This window comes from Mycobacterium bohemicum DSM 44277 (assembly GCF_001053185.1).
Lineage (GTDB): Bacteria > Actinomycetota > Actinomycetes > Mycobacteriales > Mycobacteriaceae > Mycobacterium > Mycobacterium bohemicum.
The window spans coordinates 252,121-268,462 of the sequence record NZ_CSTD01000001.1 but is presented as its reverse complement, the minus strand read 5'-3'; the positions used below and the strand labels follow the sequence as shown (position 1 = coordinate 268,462).

Genomic DNA, 16,342 nt, shown 5'->3' with positions numbered 1-16,342 from the left:
GCGTACTGGGCGGGCGGGCGGCGGCCAGAGGCGCCCACAGCGCAGGGTCGACGCCGCCGGCGCAGGCTCGGCGGCCCAGTGCGCCGTGCGATGCGCCCGACAGTAGGTTGGGCGCATGAGTCAGACAGTGCGCGGCGTGATTTCACGCAAGAAGGGCGAGCCCGTCGAATTGGTGGACATTGTCGTCCCGGATCCGGGTCCGGGCGAGGCGCTGGTGGACATCATCGCCTGCGGGGTCTGCCACACCGACCTGACCTACCGCGAGGGCGGCATCAACGACGAGTACCCGTTTCTGCTCGGCCACGAGGCGGCCGGGACCGTCGAGGCGGTGGGCCCGGGCGTGACCGCGGTGCAGCCGGGTGACTTCGTGATCCTGAACTGGCGCGCGGTCTGCGGCCAGTGCCGGGCCTGCAAACGCGGCCGCCCGCAGTACTGCTTCGACACCTTCAACGCCGCGCAGAGGATGACGCTGACCGACGGCACGGAGCTGACACCCGCGCTGGGCATCGGGGCCTTCGCCGACAAGACGCTGGTGCACGCCGGCCAGTGCACCAAGGTCAACCCCGACGCCGACCCCGCGGTGGCCGGGCTGCTCGGATGCGGGGTGATGGCGGGCCTGGGCGCAGCGATCAACACCGGAGGGGTCACCCGCGACGACACGGTCGCGGTGATCGGCTGCGGCGGCGTCGGCGACGCCGCGATCGCCGGCGCCGCGCTGGTCGGGGCCAGGCGCATCATCGCCGTCGACACCGACGACACCAAGCTCGAGTGGGCCCGCACGTTCGGCGCCACCCATACCGTCAACGCCCGCGAGTCAGACGTCGTCGAGGCGATCCAGGACCTCACCGGCGGATTCGGCGTCGACGTCGTCGTCGACGCCGTGGGCCGGCCGCAGACCTGGAAGCAGGCCTTCTACGCCCGCGACCTCGCCGGAACCGTTGTGCTGGTTGGCGTTCCGACCCCCGACATGCGCCTGGACATGCCGCTGGTGGACTTCTTCTCCCGCGGCGGGTCGCTGAAGTCGTCGTGGTACGGCGACTGCCTGCCCGAGCGCGACTTCCCCACCCTGATCGACCTGTACCTGCAGGGCCGCCTTCCCCTGGAGAAGTTCGTGACCGAGCGCATCGGGCTCGACGACGTCGAGGAGGCCTTCCACAAGATACACGGCGGCCAGGTGCTGCGTTCGGTGGTGGTGCTGTGATCGCCAAGGTCGTCACCCACGGGACGTTCGAACTCGACGGCGGCAGTTGGGAAGTCGACAACAACATCTGGATCGTCGGCGACGGCTCGGAGGTCGTCGTCTTCGACGCCGCCCACACCGCCGAGCCGATTCTCGCGGCCGTCGGCGGGCGCAAGGTCGTCGCGGTGGTGTGCACGCACGGCCACAACGACCACGTCACCGTCGCACCCGAGCTGGGCGCCGCGCTCGACGCGCCGGTGCTGCTGCACCCGGGCGACGAGGTGCTGTGGCGAATGACCCACCCGGACAAGGACTTCCGCGCGATCTCCGACGGCGATACGCTGCGCGTCGCCGGCACCGAGCTGCGGGCCCTGCACACCCCGGGCCACTCGCCGGGCTCGGTGTGCTGGTACGCGCCCGAACTGGACGTGGTGTTCAGCGGCGACACCCTGTTCTCCGGCGGCCCGGGCGCGACGGGGCGCTCCTACTCCGACTTCCCGACCATCCTGCAGTCGATCTCCGAGCGCCTCGGCACGCTGCCCGGCGACACCGTCGTGCACACCGGCCACGGCGACAGCACCACCATCGGCGACGAGATCGTCCACTACGAGGAGTGGGTGGCGCGCGGCCACTGATCGGGTCGTCGTCGTGGCGTTACGCTGACCGCATGGCCCACAACCTTGTCGCGACCGTCCCCGACCTGTCCGGGAAACTGGTGGTCATCACCGGCGCCAACAGCGGTTTGGGCTTCGGGCTCGCCCGGCGCCTGTCGGCCGCCGGCGCCGACGTCGTCATGGCGATCCGCAACCGCGCCAAGGGCGAGGCGGCGATCGAGGAAATCCGCGCCAGCGTCCCCGACGCCAAGCTGAGCATCAAGCCGCTGGACCTGGCGTCGCTGGCATCGGTGGCCGCCCTGGGCGAACAGCTCAACGCCGAGGGCCGCCCGATCGACATCCTGATCAACAACGCCGGTGTCATGACGCCGCCGGAACGCGACACCACCGCCGACGGGTTCGAATTGCAGTTCGGCAGCAACCATCTGGGTCACTTCGCGCTCACCGCCCACCTGCTGCCCCTGCTGCGCGCCGCCACCGGCGCGCGGGTGGTCTCGCTCAGCAGCCTGGCGGCGCGGATGAACGCCAAGATCCACTTCGACGACCCGCAGTTCGAGAAGTCCTACCAGGCGATGTCGGCCTACGGCCAGTCGAAGCTGGCGGTGCTGATGTTCGCCCTCGAACTCGACCGCCGCAGCCGCGCGGCGGGCTGGGGCATCATGTCCAACGCGGCGCACCCGGGCCTGACCAAGACCAACCTGCAGATCAGCGGGCCGTCACACGGCCGCGACAAGCCCTCACTGATGCAGCGCCTGTACACGACCTCGTGGCGCTGGGCCCCGTTCTTCTGGCAGGAGATCGACGAGGGCATCCTTCCCGCGCTGTACGCCGCGGCGACGCCGCAGGCCGAGGGCGGCGCGTTCTACGGTCCGCGCGGCTTCTACGAGGCGGCCGGCGGCGGTGTGCAGCCGGCGCACGTGGTGGCCCGCGCCCGCAACGAGGGGGACTGCCGGCGGTTGTGGGAGCTGTCCGAGCGGCTCACCGGGGTCAGCTACCCGACGCCCGGCTGACTATCGTCGGCCCATGCCACCGGAGCCTCGGATGCCCGAATCGAGTGTCGTGGTCCGGCCGGAGTCGCCGGACAGCCCGACGTACACCCAGTCGTCGCGCCTGCAGGCCGCCGGCCTGGCGCGGGCCATCGCGACGTTGACGCACGCGGCCGAACAGGTGCCCCTGCCCACGCCGCCGCAGCCGATCGTCATCGCCGACTACGGCGCCGCCAACGGGCACAACTCGCTGCGACCGATGGCCGAGGCGATCGCCGTGCTGCGCCGGCGCACCCGCCACGACCACGCAATCCTGGTGGCGCACACCGACATTCCCGAGAATGACTTCAGTGCGCTGTTTCGCACCCTGGACGAGGACCCGGACTCTTACCTGCACAAGGACACCGCGAGTTTCGCCTCGGCGATCGGCCGGTCGTTCTACGGGCAGATCGTGCCGGCCATGACGGTCAACCTCGGCTGGTCGTCGTGGGCGACGCAGTGGCTGAGCCGGGTCCCCCGCGAGTTCGCCGATCACGTGCACATCACGCACAGCGCCGACGGCGCGGCCCGGGCGGCCTACGCCGACCAGGCCGCGCTGGACTGGCACAACTTCGTCGCGTTCCGCGGCCGCGAGCTGGCTCCGCAGGGGCGGCTGGTGGTGCTGACGCTGGGGGTGGACGAGGACGGCGCGTTCGGCTTCGCGTCGTTGCTGGACGCGATCGCCGCCGCGCTGCACGACCAGGTCCGCGACGGCCTGCTGCGTCGGGACGAGTTGGCGCGCATGACGATTCCGACGGTCGGGCGCACCGAGGCGGACTTCCGCGCCCCCTTTGCCCCCAAGGGCCGCTTCGAGGGGCTCACGATCGAGCACCTGGACACCTTCCTCGCCGAGGACCGCTTCTGGGCGCGGTTCCAAAACGACGCCGACGCAGACGCTTTCGGTGCGCAGTGGGCCGCCTTCGCGCGGGCGTCGCTGTCACCGGCGCTGGTGCGCGCGCTCGACGGCGGCGCCGGGGATCCGCGGGCGTCCGAGTTCGCCGGGCGACTGCAGGCCGCCATCGCCGAGCGGCTGTCGGCCGCGCCGGAGCCGATGCGGATTCCCCTCGCCGAGGTCGTGCTGGTCAAGCGGCCCTAAACGCGAGTTTCGGCACAAGGTCGCACCGGGTAACCCCCGAAGAAGTCGGAACTGCCGACTGTGAGGGGGTTACGTCATGACCGTGCAGGACGACAAAGCGGCTGACCGGCAGGACGGTCCCGAGGGCGCCCAACACGCCGACCGCGAGGCCAACGACGAGGCCGGTGCCAGGGACAACTCGAAACCCACCGAGCACGACAGCGGCAGGGCCGACGGCTCGCTCCCGGAGATGCCGGAGGTCGACGAGAACGCCAAGAACGCGGCCTCCGAGATGATGGGCGCCTACGAGGAAAAGCCCACGATCGTGTTGCCGGGTTCCGGCGGCACGGTTTCGGGGACGGCCGTCAACGACTGGCTCGACGACGAGGGCAACCCCAAATACGAGGTGCCGGACGGCGCCGACTCCTCCGAGGCCGACCAGGCCCGCAACGACGAGAAGAAAAAGGAACAGATCGAGAAGGACAAGGAGCTCAACAAGAAGCTCGCCGAGGCCGCGTCCTCGGAGAACAAGGGCGAAAAGGACTGAGTTCCAACGGCTTTATTGGCCGGTGCGCAAGATGCCGCCGAGGCCTGCGCCGCCCATGAACTCCTGAAGAATCTGGTTGAGCCGGTCCAATCCGGGGATCGGTTCGTTGACGCCCGGGATGGGCGGTAGCTCCGGGATCCGGGGGACGGCCGGCGCCTTGGGCGCGAGCGGCGCCGCGGGTCTGGGCGCGTGCGCTTGCGGGACGGCCGGCGGGACCGTGGGGTCCGGGGTTTCGGTCATCGCCGGCGGGCCAGCGGCGGGCGACGTCGTTGTGGCCTGCGTGCCGGGCTTACCGGAGGTCAGCGCGACGGCCACCGCGACGCCGGCCAACAGCAGAACCACCAACCCGCCGATCGCCGCCGTCGCCGGCAGCCGTCGGTGCCACCGGGTCCTGTTCGGCCCGGGCTCGGGCGGGGGCTCGGGCTCGGGCACAGATTCCGGCTCGGCTTGCGGCACGGCGCGGATCGCGGTCTCGGGGTCGGCCGGCGCGGGCCGGGAAACGCTGCGACGCGGCCACGCCGCGGTTTGGGCAGTGGCTGTCGCGGTCCCCGTCTCCCTCGCCGGCGCGGGGCCGGCCATCGTGGTGGCGGCCGCGTCGGGCCCGCGTGCCGCTCGCAGCGCGGCGCCGATCGCCGGGGTCAGCTGGGGGCGGGGATTCGTGACCACCGGAACTCGAAGCGATGCCGACATCGTGGTGACGACGGCCGGAATGTTGGCGATGCCGCCGGCGGCCAATACGGCCGAAAGATCGCGAATGCCGTTACGATCCAAGGTCTCTCGCAGTACCGTCAGGAATCGATCCAGCGAATCGCGGATCACCTCGTCGAGTTCGCTCCTGGTCAGCCGGAAGTCGCCGTGCATGCTCGGCAACTCCCCGGCCAGGCTGGCCACCGCGCTCACGGACAGCTGCTCCTTGGCGCTTCGGCAGTCCGCGCGCAGGCGGCCCAGCGAGCCGCGCGCCAGCGTGCTGGGCCGGTCGTACGGGTCGCCGGCCGGCAGGTTGGCCATCACAGCGGTCAGCAGCGCCTGGTCGATCAGGTTGCCGGAGAAATCGCGGTGCCGCACCGTCGGCGCCAGCGCCCGGTAGTCGCCCGCCGCCTCCATCAGGGTGATGTTGGTGCCGCTGCCGCCGAAGTCACACACCGCGACGGTGCCGGCGGCCGGTATGCCGGGGTGGGCGCGGGCGGCGAACAGCGCCGCGGCGGCGTCGGGGATCACCAGCAGCGGCTGCGCCAGGTTGGACCATTCGGATACCCGGCCCAGCGACTCACCCAGCGTGTCCACCGCCGCGGACGGCCAGTGCGCGGGGTAGGTCACGGCCACGCGGTCCGGCAGGGCGCGGCCGTCGGTGGCCGCGTACGCCAGAGCCCGCAACGCGTCGGCGATCAGCGCCTCGCCGCGGTGCACCGACCCGTCGGCCGCCACGATCCCGGCCGGGTCCCCCACCCGGTCCACGAAGTCGCCGATCACCAGTCCCGGCTCACCGAGCCGGGGGTTCTCCGCCGGCACGCCAACCTCCGGCGGGCGTTGCCGGTAGAGCGTCAGGACCGGCTTGCGGGTGATGGCGTTGTCAGCCGTGACCGCCGCGAGGTTGGTCGCCCCGATCGACAGGCCGAGCGCGGGTCTCGTTCCATCGGTCATGTGTGCAACCTCCGCTTATGTGCATCCGCGCAGCCGTAATCCATAGACAATCTCAGCAGTTGCTGGGTGCCAGCTGTGAGCGGCATGGACGCGCGCTATGGGAGGTTAGCGGATCGTCCCCGCACCCGGGATCAGCGGCAGGTCGAGCGGCGTGACCCAGCCCGGCCCCAGATCGTTGACCGCGGGAACCGCGTTGAGCGCCCGCATCCCGGTCGCCAGGCACCCGGCCGTGGCCGCGTCGCGGCCCGAGCCGTCGGTGAATCGGAACGCGGTCTCCTGGAAGATGCTGGGCGTCCCCTCGATGTCGACGCGGTAGACGTCGTCGTCGTGGCCGGACGGCCAGTCGGGTGCGGCGTCGCGGCCGATGCGGTTGACGTGCTCGAGCTGGATCCGGGTCTCGCCCTGGTAGACCCCGTTGATGGTGAACCGGACCGCGGCGACGTGCCCGGGCTTGATGACGCCCTTGACGGTGTTGCGTTCGGTGGGCGTCACCCACTTGTCCCAGGTCGTGGTGATCTCGTCGAGCATGATGCCGGCGGCGTGGGCGATCATCGGCACGGTGGCGCCCCACGCGAAGATCAGCATGTTGGAGTCTTCGAGCATCGGGCTGTATTCGGGCTCGCGGCCGATGCCCATTTCGACTTCGTAGTCGCCCTCGTAGTTGGTGTAGTCCAGCAGCTCCGACGCGCGCACGCGGCGCACCTCCGAGCACAGGCCCATCAGCGTCATCGGGAACAGGTCGTTGGCGAAACCGGGGTCGATGCCGGTGGTGAAGCACGACGACTCCCCCAGCTCGCAGGCCTCGGTGATGGGCGCGATCCAGTTCGGCGGATTCAGGTGCATCGTCGGCCACACCCAGGGCGTCATCGCCGTCGAGCACACGTCGATGCCCGCGCGCAAAAACCGGGTGATGAGCGCGATGTTGTCCTTGGCGTGCATGGCCGTCGGGCCGTAGTGCACCAGCGCGTCGGGCTTCAGGGCGATCAGGGCGTCGACGTCGTCGGTCGCGACGACGCCCGTCGGCTCCGGCAGCCCGCAGATGTCGGCGACGTCGCGGCCGACCTTGTCCGGGTTGCTGACGCCGACACCCACCAACTCGAAGAGTGGGTGCTCGACGATCTCGGCGATCACCATCTTGCCGACGAACCCCGTGCCCCAGACCACCACACGCTTTGACGTCATCGTCACCTTTCCGTCCGGCCCCCGCTTCACCCTAAGCGCGCGGCACCGGCGACAGCTAGCATCTCGCGGGTCCCCCCCCGCCCCGCCTGGCTGACCCGAAACGTGTGGGTGCTGTCGCTGGTGTCGCTGCTGCAGGACGCGGCGAGCGAGTTGCTGTATCCGCTGCTGCCCATCTATCTCACGGCGGTCCTAGGCGCGCCGCCCGCGGTGGTCGGGGCGGTCGAGGGCGCGGCGGAGGGCGCGGCGTCGCTGACCAAGATCGCGTCGGGGCCGCTGGGCGACCGATTCGCCCGCCGGCCGTTGATAGCGACGGGATACGGCATGGCGGCGCTGGGCAAGGTCATCGTCGCGGCGGCCGGGGCGTGGCCGGGGGTGCTGGTCGGGCGGGTCGTCGACCGGCTCGGCAAGGGCCTGCGCGGCGCCGTGCGCGACGCGCTGCTGACCGAAGGCGTCGCGCCGGCCCAGCGCGGTCGGGTGTTCGGGTTCCACCGCATGATGGACACGATGGGCGCGGTGATCGGGCCGCTGCTCGGGCTGGCCGGTTACGAGCTGTTCCATCACCAGATCGGGCCGGTGCTCTATCTCGCCGTGATCCCCGCGGTGCTCAGCGTGCTGCTCATCGCGTGGGTTCGTGAGCGGCCGCGAGACGTTCCGCGGGGGGGCCGGCCCTCGATACTGGCCGGGACCCGGCGACTGCCGCGGCGCTACTGGGAGGTGGTGTCGTTCCTGGTCGCGTTCAGCGTCGTCAACTTCCCCGACGCGCTGCTCTTGTTGCGGCTGAAGGAGATCGGCTTCTCGGTGGTCGGGGTCATCCTGGCCTACGTCGGCTACAACGTGGTGTACGCGGCGGCGAGCTTCCCGGCCGGGGTGCTGGCCGACCGTTTCGGCCGACCCGTCGCGTACGGCGTCGGGCTGGTGTTCTTTTCGGTCGGCTATCTCGGGCTGGGCCTCACCACCAGCACGGCGGCCGCATGGGCGCTGATCGCGGTGTACGGGATGTTCACCGCCTGCTACGACGGGGTCGGGAAAGCTTGGGTCTCAACGCTTGTCGGCCACGACCTGCAGTCCAGCGCCCAGGGCGCGTTTCAGGGGTTGAGCGGCTTCGCGGTGCTGGCCGCGGGGCTGTGGGCCGGCTTCCTGTGGGGCATCGACGGGCGGCTGCCGCTGCTGGTGTCGGGCGTGGTCGGCGGGGTGTTCGCCGTTGCGCTGCTCGGCGCTTCCGTCCGCGGGCGCGTGGTGACACGATGAGGAACTATGACGAGTCATCTCAGGGCGCCCTCGATCCTGTTCGCCGTCGGTGTCGCAGTCGCCAACGCCTGCGGCGTGGCCCAGGCGAACGACTTCCCGCAGGTTCGGTATGAGGTCACCGGCAGTTCCCCGGTGGCCGAGTTCATCTCGTATCAGACCGACAGCGGCCAGCAGCGCGCGGTGAACGTAACCCTGCCGTGGTCGGCGCAGTTCACCGGTTTCGGCGGCCAGGTATTCGTGGTCAGCGCGCAGGCCCCGGGCAGCGTCACGTGCCGGATCCTTCTCGACGGCCGCTCGGTCAAGGACGCGACGGCCACCGGCGCGCCCGCACGAACGATCTGCACCCAGTGAGCGTCAGATCCGGACTGGCGCCGCGAACCAACGGGGAGCCACCGCCCGAGATCCCGCTCGCCGACATCCATCTCGAGTCCTTGGAGTTCTGGGGCGCCGACGACGACGTCCGCGACGCCACCTTCGCCACGCTGCGGCGGGAGGCGCCGATCTCGTTCTGGCCCGCCATCGAGTACGAGGGCTTCGAACCGGGAAGCGGGTACTGGGCGCTGACCAAGCACGACCACGTGTTATTCGCCAGCCGGCACCCGGAGATCTTCAGCTCCAGCCCGAACATCACCATCAGCGACAACAACCCGGAGATCTCCGAGTACTTCGGCTCGATGATCGTGCTCGACGACCCCCGGCACCAGCGGCTGCGCTCGATCGTCAGCCGGGCGTTCACCCCGAAGGTGGTGTCGCGCATCGAGACTTCGGTGCGCGAGCGGGCCCGCCGCCTGGTCGCGGCGATGATCGCGCAGCATCCCGACGGGCAGGCGGATCTGGTCAGCGAGCTCGCAGGGCCGCTGCCCCTGCAGGTGATCTGCGACATGATGGGCATCCCCGAGGAAGATCACCAGCGAATCTTCCACTGGACCAACGTGATCCTCGGATTCGGAGACCCCGACCTGTCCACCGACTTCGAGGAGTTCCTCCAGGTTTCGATGGACATCGGTGCCTACGCCAGCGCGCTGGCGGAGGACCGCCGCGTCAATCACCACGACGACCTGACCACCAGCCTGGTTGAGGCCGAGGTCGACGGCGAACGGCTGTCGTCGCCGGAGATCGCGTCATTCTTCATCCTGCTCGTGGTGGCCGGCAACGAAACGACCCGCAACGCGATCAGCCACGGGATGCTGGCCCTGTCCCGCTATCCCGAGCAGCGCGACACGTGGTGGGCGGACTTCGACGCCCTGGCGCCGAGCGCGGTCGAGGAGATCGTGCGCTGGGCCTCGCCGGTGGTCTACATGCGGCGGACGTTGACCCGCGACATCGAGCTGAGCGGCGTGAAATTGGCCGCCGGCGACAAGGCCGCGCTGTGGTACAACTCCGCCAACCGCGACGAGTCGAAGTTCGCCAACCCCTGGGCTTTCGACGTCGCGCGGAATCCCAACCCGCACTTCGGCTTCGGCGGCGGGGGCGCCCATTTCTGCCTGGGCGCCAACCTGGCGCGCCGCGAGATCAGGGTCGCGTTCGACGAGCTGCGCCGCGAGATCCCCGACATCGTCGCGGTGGCCGAACCGGCCCGGCTGCTGTCACAGTTCATTCACGGGATCAAGCGGCTCCCGGTCGCCTGGACTCCGCCGCGGGGGTAGCGGCCGCGGGCCCGGAGGCTTGGGCGCTCACCTCCCCGGCGCGAGCAGACACAGAATCGCATGATTGCGCGCATCGGCATGCGATTCTGCGTCTGCTCGCCGGAGGCGCGGCGGGCTACCCTCACCCCCATGACCATTCCCGCGTTTCCCGCGCCCGAGGTGCTGGCCGCCCGGCAGAAGCTCGTACTCGACCACTTTCATGACGAGGTCCGTCAGGATTGGGACGACGTGCTGGCGACCTTTCCGCATCCGCGCTACGAGCTGATCCCGCAGATGGTCGTCCACGACGGCGACGAGGCGGTGCGCGCCTACTACACCTATACGCGCACCGCGTTTCCCGACCAGGACCACGAGATCATCGCGCTGCGGCACAGCGCCGACGCGGTGATCGTCGAGTTCTGGCTGATGGGCACCCACCGCGGCTATCTCGGCAAGGTGCCGCCGACCGGCAGCAGGTTTCGGGTCCGGATGACCGCCTACTTCGTCTTCGGCGACTGTGAAGAGACGGAAACCCTTGTCTGCGAACGCATCTACTTCGACACCCTGACCATGATCAAGCAGCTGCTCGGCGGCCTGGACATGCGCAGGCCGGCCAACTGGTGGCTGGCCGCCCGCTGCCTGAAGGGGTTCCTGTCGATGTCGTCGGAAAAGCCCGATCCCGCTTTGACTTCCGCGTAGACTCCGCGGCGAGGGGTCGAGGAGGCTGCGATGCGTCACGCGTGGTGCGCTCTGGCCGCGTGCCTGGTGCTCGCGCCGTGCGGCCCGGCCGCCGCGGCCCCCTCCCCGCCGGGCTCGCACACCGAGAAATGGATCGACCTGCAGGTCGGCGACTGCGTGGCCGACCTGCCGCCCGCCGACCTGAGCCGGGTCACCGTCACCGTGGTCGACTGCGGCACGGCGCATCTGGCCGAGGTGTACCGCCGCGCCCCGATGGCCGTCGATACGGCCATCGCCACCGTCGCCAACCGGGACTGCGCCGCGGCGTTCGCGCCGTACACCGGCCAGCCCGTCGACCGAAGCCCGCTGTCGATCACCTACCTGATCGACTCCAACCAGGATCGCACCGGGGCCAACCCCACCCCGAGCACGCTGATCTGCCTCCTGCAGGCGGCCACCGGCCAGCCCCTGACCGGGTCGGCCCGCCGCTAGCAGCCGAGTTGCTCTGCCAGATCGACGAAGTCGGACGCGTTGACGTCGAACTCGTCCGAATAGGCCGTGTCGGCGTCCCCGCCCACCCCGAATTCCAGCGGGCGCGCGACGAACGCCGTCGCAAAGCCGAGCCGGGCCGCGGCGCGGATGTCGTACTTGTGGCTGGCCACCATCATGATCTCGGCGGGCTCGCGGCCGAGGTAGGTCGCGGCCAGCCGGTAGACCGCCGGGTCGGGCTTGAACACCCCGGCCATCTCGGCGGCGAAGACGGCGTCCCAGGGCAGACCCCCGCGCTTGGAGATCTCGATGACCGTCGAGACGTCGGCGTTGGACAGGGTGGCCAGCGTGTGGCGGCTCTTGAGCCGGGTCAGCCCGGGCACCACGTCCGGCCACGGCCGCAGGCGCCGCCACGCCAGCGTCAGCTCGTCGCGTTCTACTCCCGACAGGCCCGCGATGTCGCAATCGTCCAGCGCGGCCTCCAGCGCGTCGCGGTACACCCAGTGCACCGGCACCCAGCCGTCATGACGCCGTCGTGACGCCTCCAGCGCCGTGAAATAGCCTGCGCGCCAACGCCGCACCAGCGCGTCCCAGTCGGCACCCGCAAAGCGGTCGCCGGCGATGCGCCGCGCCTCGCCGGCGACGGTCGAGTGAAAATCCGTCGCCGTCCCCTGCACGTCGAACAACAGCGCCTGCACCACAACCGCTCAATCTACGATGACCCTCGTGGGCGACGACACCGCAGCCGAAGAGCAGGAGCCCGACTACCGGCTCACGTTCGCCAACGAGCGGACGTATCTCGCCTGGCAGCGCACGGCGCTGGGGTTGCTGGCGGCGGCGGTCGCGGTGGTGCAGCTCGTTCCGGAGCTGGGCATACCGGGGGCGCGCCGGGTGCTCGGCGTGGGGCTCGCGGTGCTGGCGATCCTCACCAACGCCATGGGGCTGCGGCGCTGGAGGGAGGCCGACCGCGCGATGCGCCGCGGCGAGCCCCTGCCCCGGCACCCCTCGCCCGCCTACCTGGCGGTGGGCCTGGCCGTGGTCGGACTGGTCGCCCTGGGGCTGGTGGTCGTCAAGGCCGTGATGGGTTGAGCCAGCCGGCGGACCGCACGTCACTGGCCTGGACGCGGACCTCGTTCGCGTTCCTCGCCAACGGCGCGCTGTTGTTGGTCAAGAACCTGCACGGCGCCGTCGGCCCGGAGGCGTTCATCCCCGCCGGGCTGGCCGCCGCGGTCGCCCTCAGCACTTACGTGATCGCGATCAGGCGCCAGCGGACGCTGCAGCAGGAGACCCCGGCCGCGCGTCTGGCCCCCCGGCGCCAGGTGTACTTCATCGGCGTGGCCGTGCTGGTGCTCATCCTGGTGACGACGTTTGCGCAGCTGATCTAGCACCTGGCGGCGCGCGGGCATGATCGGCGACCAAATGTGGTGGCCCTCAGGGTCGCTGGGCCCGCCCGGGCCGCTGAGGCCGCCGGACCTAGCCCGACATGAGCGCAGGACATTCCGGCCGGCGAATCCCCTTCCCGCCGTGGGTGAGTCGACGCCGCGCGGCGGCCAGGCTCACGAACCCGGGCTCCGGGATCCACCGCGCACGGCTGCCGCAAAACGGCGTGCTGACGTGCGGGTTTCCCCTGCCACGATGCGCCGGACTGTGGTATACAGGTTACGGCAACGAAACCGTATGACAGCACACAGTTTTGGGGGGTGCTTAATGGGCACCATGGCGTCATGATCGCACGTCACGTACTTCGTCTCGTCGGTCCGGCGGCGGTCGCCGCGGCTGGCCTCGGCGGCGCCTTCGTCGGTGCCGTCGGTCCCGCCGCCCCCGCCGCTTCGGCGCAACCGTGTCCCGACGTCCAGGTGGTGTTCGCGCGCGGCACCGGCGAACCCCCGGGCGTCGGCCCCACCGGGCAAGCGTTCGTCGACTCGCTGCACTCCCGGTTGGGCGCAACGTCGTTCGACGTCTATCCGGTCAACTACCCCGCCAGCGATCAGTGGGACACCGGCGTCGAAGGCATCCGCGACGCCAGCGCCCACATCACGTCCATGGCGCACGACTGCCCCAACACGAAGATGGTGCTCGGCGGCTACTCCCAGGGTGCGGCCGTGATGGGCTTCGTCACCTCGGCCTCCGTTCCCGACGGGGTCGACCCGGCGACCGTGCCCAAACCGATGGACCCCGCCGTCGCCAACCACGTGTCCTCGCTCGTGCTGTTCGGCACGCCCAACGTGCGGGCCATGAACTTCCTGGGTGAACCGCCGCTGTCGATCGGCCCGCTGTATCAGGCCAAGACCATCAAGGTGTGCGCGCCCGAGGACCCGGTCTGCTCCGAAGGGCTGAACTTCGCCGCTCACGACACCTACGCCGGCACCGAGCCCATCATCGACCAGGGAGTCGACTTCGCCGTCAGCCACCTCGCCGCGGGCGGAGCACCCGCCGCGCCGACGAACATGGCGGCGGCCCCCCGCCAGGGGTTCGGCGACTGAGCCATCGCCCGACGCTGACCCGGGACGGCCCTCAGTACCGCCCGAAGGCCAGCGCGACGTTGTGCCCGCCGAAGCCGAACGAGTTGTTGATCGCGTAGCGGTAGTCACCCGGCCGGGGCTCCCCCGCGACCACATCCAGGTCGATTTCGGGGTCGAGGTTCTCCAGGTTCAGGGTGGGGGGAACGATCTTGTCGCGCAGGGCGAGCACGGTGAGGATCGATTCCAGCGCGCCGACGGCGCCGACGGAGTGGCCGAGGGCGGACTTGGGTGCGTAGACAGCGGGATGGTTGCTGCCCAGCGCGTTGTTGATGGCCTTGCTCTCGGCCACGTCGCCCACCGAGGTGCCGGTGGCGTGGGCGTTGACGTGGTCGATGTCGTCGGGGGTCAGGCCGGCCCGCTCGATCGCGCGACTGATGGCGTGTCCGGCGCGTTCGCCGTTGGGATCGGGCGCGACCATGTGGAAGCCGTCGGAGGTGATGCTGGCACCCATCAGGCGGGCCAGGATGTTCGCGCCGCGGGCCTTGGCGTGCTCCTCGGTCTCGAGGACCATCAGCGCGCCGGCCTCGCCGAACACGAAGCCGTCGCGGTCCTTGTCGAACGGGCGGCAGGCGCCGGTGGGGTTGTCGTTGTTGGTGGACATGACGATGCGCATCTTGGCGAACGCGGCGATCGGCACTGCCTCGATCCGGGTCTCCACGCCGCCGCAGATCGCGACGTCCGCCTCGCCGAACACCAGGTGCTGCCACGCATGGGCGATGGCCTCCGAGCCGGACGCGCAGGCCGACGCCGGGGTCATCACGCCGGCGCGCGCGCGGCGTTCCAGGGCGATCGCCGCGGAGGCACCATTGGGCCCGTACTTCTGCACGGCCAGCGGCGAGACCGCCTGCGAACCGCGGGCGCGGATCTCGTCGTAGCTGAACACCAGCTCCTCCGCCGACCCTAGCCCGGTGCCGACCGACACCATCAACCGGTCGGGGTCGACCTCGGGCGAGCCCGCGTTCTCCCACAACCGGCGGCTGAGGACCGTCGACATCCTCGCCAGGTAGCCCATCCGGCGCACCTCGACGGGGGTCAGCTGGCTGTCGAACTCCTCCCGCAGGTGGCCGCCGATGCGGACCGGCAGGTCGAATTCCTCCACGAACGGGTCGTCGAGCTTGCGGATCCCGCTCTGGCCGTCGAGCAGCAGTTTCCAGGTGGTCTCAATGTCGGGCGCGAGCGCCGTCGTCGCGGCGACGCCGGTGACCACGATGTTCGGGAGCGACGTCCCGGTAGCCAGTATTGCCATAGCGTGCGAAACCTCCCCTGCGTGCTTGCCGGCGCTTCCCTCCAAACGCTCTTTCAATGGAAACATAACCCGCCGCGGTGTTGACAACGACACGAAGTCGTGAAGTGACCATCGGGCGGTGAAATTCGGCGTCACAGGCGTTTTCGACCCGCGGGTCCGGAGTTTCGCCGCCAGCAAACCTTTCGTTTAGTGACTGGCATTTCGCCATCTGTACGGCATGGACCGGCCGGGATCGCCGTTGCTAGCCGGCCGGGCCCCGGGCGTTCAGAAATGCGACGATCCCTTGCGTGACGGCGTCGGCATACCGTGCCCGGCCATCGGCGCTTTCCATCTGCGCGGCGTCGTGGGCGTTCTTCATGTTGCCGAGTTCGACGAGGACCGCCGGGTAGTCGGCCAGGTTGAGCCCGGCGAGGTCGTCGCGGCCGTACAGCCCGTCGGAGCCGATGTAGTTCGACGGCTGAAAGCCCGCTTGCACCAGGGCATCCCGCATGGTGCGCGCCAGTTGCACCGCCGGGCCCGACTGCGCGGCGTTCAGGGGTGGGCTGGAGTAATTGACGTGGAACCCCGAGCCCGAGGGGGGTCCGCCGTCGGCGTGGATGCTGACGATGGCGTCGGGGTGCGCCGCGTTGGCGATTGCCGCGCGCTGGTCGACGCACGGCCCGACGGAGCTGTCGTCGCCCCGTGTGAGCCGGGTGGTGACGCCCATCTGGTTCAGCGACGCGCCGATGAGCCCGACAACGGCCCAGTTGAACGCGTGTTCGGGGTAGCCGTCGTCGGTGGCGGTGCCCGACGTCTGGCAGGCCTTGGTGCCGCCGCGGCCGTTGGGCACTTGCTGGTTGATCGAGGCGTCGTTGACCGCGTTGTGGCCGGCATCGAGGACGACGGTCATGCCGGCCACGCCGCGGTCGGTCACGTTGCTGAAGCGGTACAGGCCACCGGTGGCGGGCAGTTTCAGCGTGACGGTCATCTTGCCGATGCCGAGCAGGGTGGGCGCCTGGACGTACCACAACGCCATGACGACCACACCGATCGTTCCCACGATCGCGAAGATCGCCAACTGGATGCGGACAAAGCGGGTCAGCATCTACGAGCCCCCGTCCGTTGGCTGGCTTGTGGTCGGCGTCGCGCCCGGTACCGGGGCGCCCTGGTCGGCCGGCGCCGCCGGTGCCCCCATTGCCGAGCAGTACCGGCGCGGCGCCGGCGTACGTCAGCACGGCGCGCCGGGATAGTGATCGCGGCGCGGTCATCGCGCGATGGTAACAACCTGCCC

At 70.3% G+C, this 16,342-nt stretch carries 19 protein-coding genes; 14 read left to right on the top strand and 5 right to left on the bottom strand.

Annotated features, from left to right (window positions below):
• Positions 1-115: 115 nt before the first annotated feature.
• From BN971_RS01325 to BN971_RS01305, 5 genes are all read left to right on the top strand, one after another.
• Positions 116-1,201 carry an S-(hydroxymethyl)mycothiol dehydrogenase gene (locus tag BN971_RS01325; protein ID WP_085181507.1) on the top strand — a complete coding sequence of 362 codons (1,086 nt, stop codon included), beginning with the start codon at positions 116-118 and terminating at the stop codon, positions 1,199-1,201.
• The gene (locus BN971_RS01320; RefSeq protein ID WP_085181508.1) at positions 1,198-1,815 is read left to right on the top strand and encodes an MBL fold metallo-hydrolase; all 618 of its coding nucleotides are present in this window, start codon (positions 1,198-1,200) and stop codon (positions 1,813-1,815) included. The genes BN971_RS01325 and BN971_RS01320 overlap by 4 nt, the downstream gene beginning before the upstream one ends.
• Positions 1,816-1,847: 32 nt before the next feature.
• Positions 1,848-2,804: an SDR family oxidoreductase gene (locus BN971_RS01315; RefSeq protein WP_085181541.1), complete on the top strand. Its 957-nt coding sequence runs from the start codon at positions 1,848-1,850 to the stop codon at positions 2,802-2,804.
• A gap of 13 nt (positions 2,805-2,817) precedes the next feature.
• On the top strand, positions 2,818-3,915 hold the full coding sequence (locus BN971_RS01310; protein WP_085181509.1) for a class I SAM-dependent methyltransferase: 1,098 nt from the start codon (positions 2,818-2,820) through the stop codon (positions 3,913-3,915).
• A 229-nt stretch (positions 3,916-4,144) separates the two neighbouring features.
• A complete protein-coding gene (locus BN971_RS01305) occupies positions 4,145-4,441 on the top strand; it encodes a hypothetical protein (protein ID WP_085181537.1) in 297 nt (98 codons plus the stop codon).
• Positions 4,442-4,453: 12 nt separating this feature from the next.
• On the opposite strand, the gene BN971_RS01300 is transcribed toward BN971_RS01305, so the two are convergent.
• Both BN971_RS01300 and BN971_RS01295 read right to left on the bottom strand, forming a co-directional pair.
• Positions 4,454-6,082, bottom strand: a complete 1,629-nt coding sequence (locus BN971_RS01300) for an Hsp70 family protein (protein ID WP_090349731.1) — start codon at positions 6,080-6,082, stop codon at positions 4,454-4,456.
• A 105-nt stretch (positions 6,083-6,187) separates the two neighbouring features.
• A complete protein-coding gene (locus BN971_RS01295; RefSeq protein WP_085181538.1) occupies positions 6,188-7,264 on the bottom strand; it encodes an NAD(P)H-dependent amine dehydrogenase family protein in 1,077 nt (358 codons plus the stop codon).
• 60 nt (positions 7,265-7,324) lie between these two features.
• Between BN971_RS01295 and BN971_RS01290 the strand changes: the two genes are divergently transcribed.
• The 5 genes from BN971_RS01290 to BN971_RS01270 all read left to right on the top strand — a co-directional run bounded on the left by BN971_RS01290 (position 7,325) and on the right by BN971_RS01270 (position 11,307).
• On the top strand, positions 7,325-8,512 hold the full coding sequence (locus BN971_RS01290) for an MFS transporter (RefSeq protein WP_090349730.1): 1,188 nt from the start codon (positions 7,325-7,327) through the stop codon (positions 8,510-8,512).
• A gap of 6 nt (positions 8,513-8,518) precedes the next feature.
• A complete protein-coding gene (locus tag BN971_RS01285; RefSeq protein WP_085181512.1) occupies positions 8,519-8,863 on the top strand; it encodes an MmpS family transport accessory protein in 345 nt (114 codons plus the stop codon).
• Positions 8,860-10,158, top strand: a complete 1,299-nt coding sequence (locus BN971_RS01280; protein WP_085181513.1) for a cytochrome P450 — start codon at positions 8,860-8,862, stop codon at positions 10,156-10,158. The genes BN971_RS01285 and BN971_RS01280 overlap by 4 nt, the downstream gene beginning before the upstream one ends.
• A gap of 129 nt (positions 10,159-10,287) precedes the next feature.
• A complete protein-coding gene (locus tag BN971_RS01275) occupies positions 10,288-10,836 on the top strand; it encodes an ester cyclase (protein WP_085181514.1) in 549 nt (182 codons plus the stop codon).
• A 30-nt stretch (positions 10,837-10,866) separates the two neighbouring features.
• Entirely contained in the window at positions 10,867-11,307 is a 441-nt protein-coding gene (locus tag BN971_RS01270; protein WP_085181531.1) for a hypothetical protein, read from the top strand.
• Here the strand turns inward: BN971_RS01270 and BN971_RS01265 are convergent.
• Positions 11,304-12,002, bottom strand: coding sequence for a haloacid dehalogenase type II (locus tag BN971_RS01265; RefSeq protein WP_245836813.1), 699 nt, complete (start codon positions 12,000-12,002; stop codon positions 11,304-11,306). The genes BN971_RS01270 and BN971_RS01265 overlap by 4 nt on opposite strands.
• Before the next feature lie 28 nt (positions 12,003-12,030).
• Between BN971_RS01265 and BN971_RS01260 the strand changes: the two genes are divergently transcribed.
• The 3 genes from BN971_RS01260 (at position 12,031) to BN971_RS01250 (ending at position 13,787) form a co-directional block, all read left to right on the top strand.
• Positions 12,031-12,393 carry a YidH family protein gene (locus BN971_RS01260; RefSeq protein WP_090349971.1) on the top strand — a complete coding sequence of 121 codons (363 nt, stop codon included), beginning with the start codon at positions 12,031-12,033 and terminating at the stop codon, positions 12,391-12,393.
• Positions 12,390-12,689, top strand: coding sequence for a DUF202 domain-containing protein (locus tag BN971_RS01255; protein WP_085181517.1), 300 nt, complete (start codon positions 12,390-12,392; stop codon positions 12,687-12,689). Before BN971_RS01260 ends, BN971_RS01255 begins: the two co-directional genes overlap by 4 nt.
• Before the next feature lie 339 nt (positions 12,690-13,028).
• Positions 13,029-13,787: a cutinase family protein gene (locus tag BN971_RS01250; protein WP_085181518.1), complete on the top strand. Its 759-nt coding sequence runs from the start codon at positions 13,029-13,031 to the stop codon at positions 13,785-13,787.
• 31 nt (positions 13,788-13,818) lie between these two features.
• On the opposite strand, the gene kasB is transcribed toward BN971_RS01250, so the two are convergent.
• Complete coding sequence (gene kasB / locus BN971_RS01245; protein WP_085181519.1) at positions 13,819-15,072, bottom strand: 3-oxoacyl-ACP synthase KasB; 1,254 nt, start codon at positions 15,070-15,072, stop codon at positions 13,819-13,821.
• A 241-nt stretch (positions 15,073-15,313) separates the two neighbouring features.
• Positions 15,314-16,087 carry an Rv3717 family N-acetylmuramoyl-L-alanine amidase gene (locus BN971_RS01240; RefSeq protein ID WP_428978053.1) on the bottom strand — a complete coding sequence of 258 codons (774 nt, stop codon included), beginning with the start codon at positions 16,085-16,087 and terminating at the stop codon, positions 15,314-15,316.
• Between BN971_RS01240 and BN971_RS24385 the strand changes: the two genes are divergently transcribed.
• Complete coding sequence (locus BN971_RS24385) at positions 16,086-16,301, top strand: hypothetical protein (protein WP_139027024.1); 216 nt, start codon at positions 16,086-16,088, stop codon at positions 16,299-16,301. The genes BN971_RS01240 and BN971_RS24385 overlap by 2 nt on opposite strands.
• Positions 16,302-16,342: the final 41 nt, after the last annotated feature.

Coding starts and splice junctions, on each gene's coding strand:
- BN971_RS01325 (WP_085181507.1), top strand. CDS start 116: ATGAGTCAGACAGTGCGCGGCGTGATTTCACGCAAGAAGGGCGAGCCC.
- BN971_RS01315 (WP_085181541.1), top strand. CDS start 1,848: ATGGCCCACAACCTTGTCGCGACCGTCCCCGACCTGTCCGGGAAACTG.
- BN971_RS01310 (WP_085181509.1), top strand. CDS start 2,818: ATGCCACCGGAGCCTCGGATGCCCGAATCGAGTGTCGTGGTCCGGCCG.
- BN971_RS01305 (WP_085181537.1), top strand. CDS start 4,145: ATGCCGGAGGTCGACGAGAACGCCAAGAACGCGGCCTCCGAGATGATG.
- BN971_RS01300 (WP_090349731.1), bottom strand. CDS start 6,082: ATGACCGATGGAACGAGACCCGCGCTCGGCCTGTCGATCGGGGCGACC.
- BN971_RS01295 (WP_085181538.1), bottom strand. CDS start 7,264: ATGACGTCAAAGCGTGTGGTGGTCTGGGGCACGGGGTTCGTCGGCAAG.
- BN971_RS01285 (WP_085181512.1), top strand. CDS start 8,519: ATGACGAGTCATCTCAGGGCGCCCTCGATCCTGTTCGCCGTCGGTGTC.
- BN971_RS01275 (WP_085181514.1), top strand. CDS start 10,288: ATGACCATTCCCGCGTTTCCCGCGCCCGAGGTGCTGGCCGCCCGGCAG.
- BN971_RS01270 (WP_085181531.1), top strand. CDS start 10,867: ATGCGTCACGCGTGGTGCGCTCTGGCCGCGTGCCTGGTGCTCGCGCCG.
- BN971_RS01250 (WP_085181518.1), top strand. CDS start 13,029: ATGATCGCACGTCACGTACTTCGTCTCGTCGGTCCGGCGGCGGTCGCC.
- kasB (WP_085181519.1), bottom strand. CDS start 15,072: ATGGCAATACTGGCTACCGGGACGTCGCTCCCGAACATCGTGGTCACC.
- BN971_RS24385 (WP_139027024.1), top strand. CDS start 16,086: ATGACGACCACACCGATCGTTCCCACGATCGCGAAGATCGCCAACTGG.
- BN971_RS01240 (WP_428978053.1), bottom strand. CDS start 16,087: ATGGCGTTGTGGTACGTCCAGGCGCCCACCCTGCTCGGCATCGGCAAG.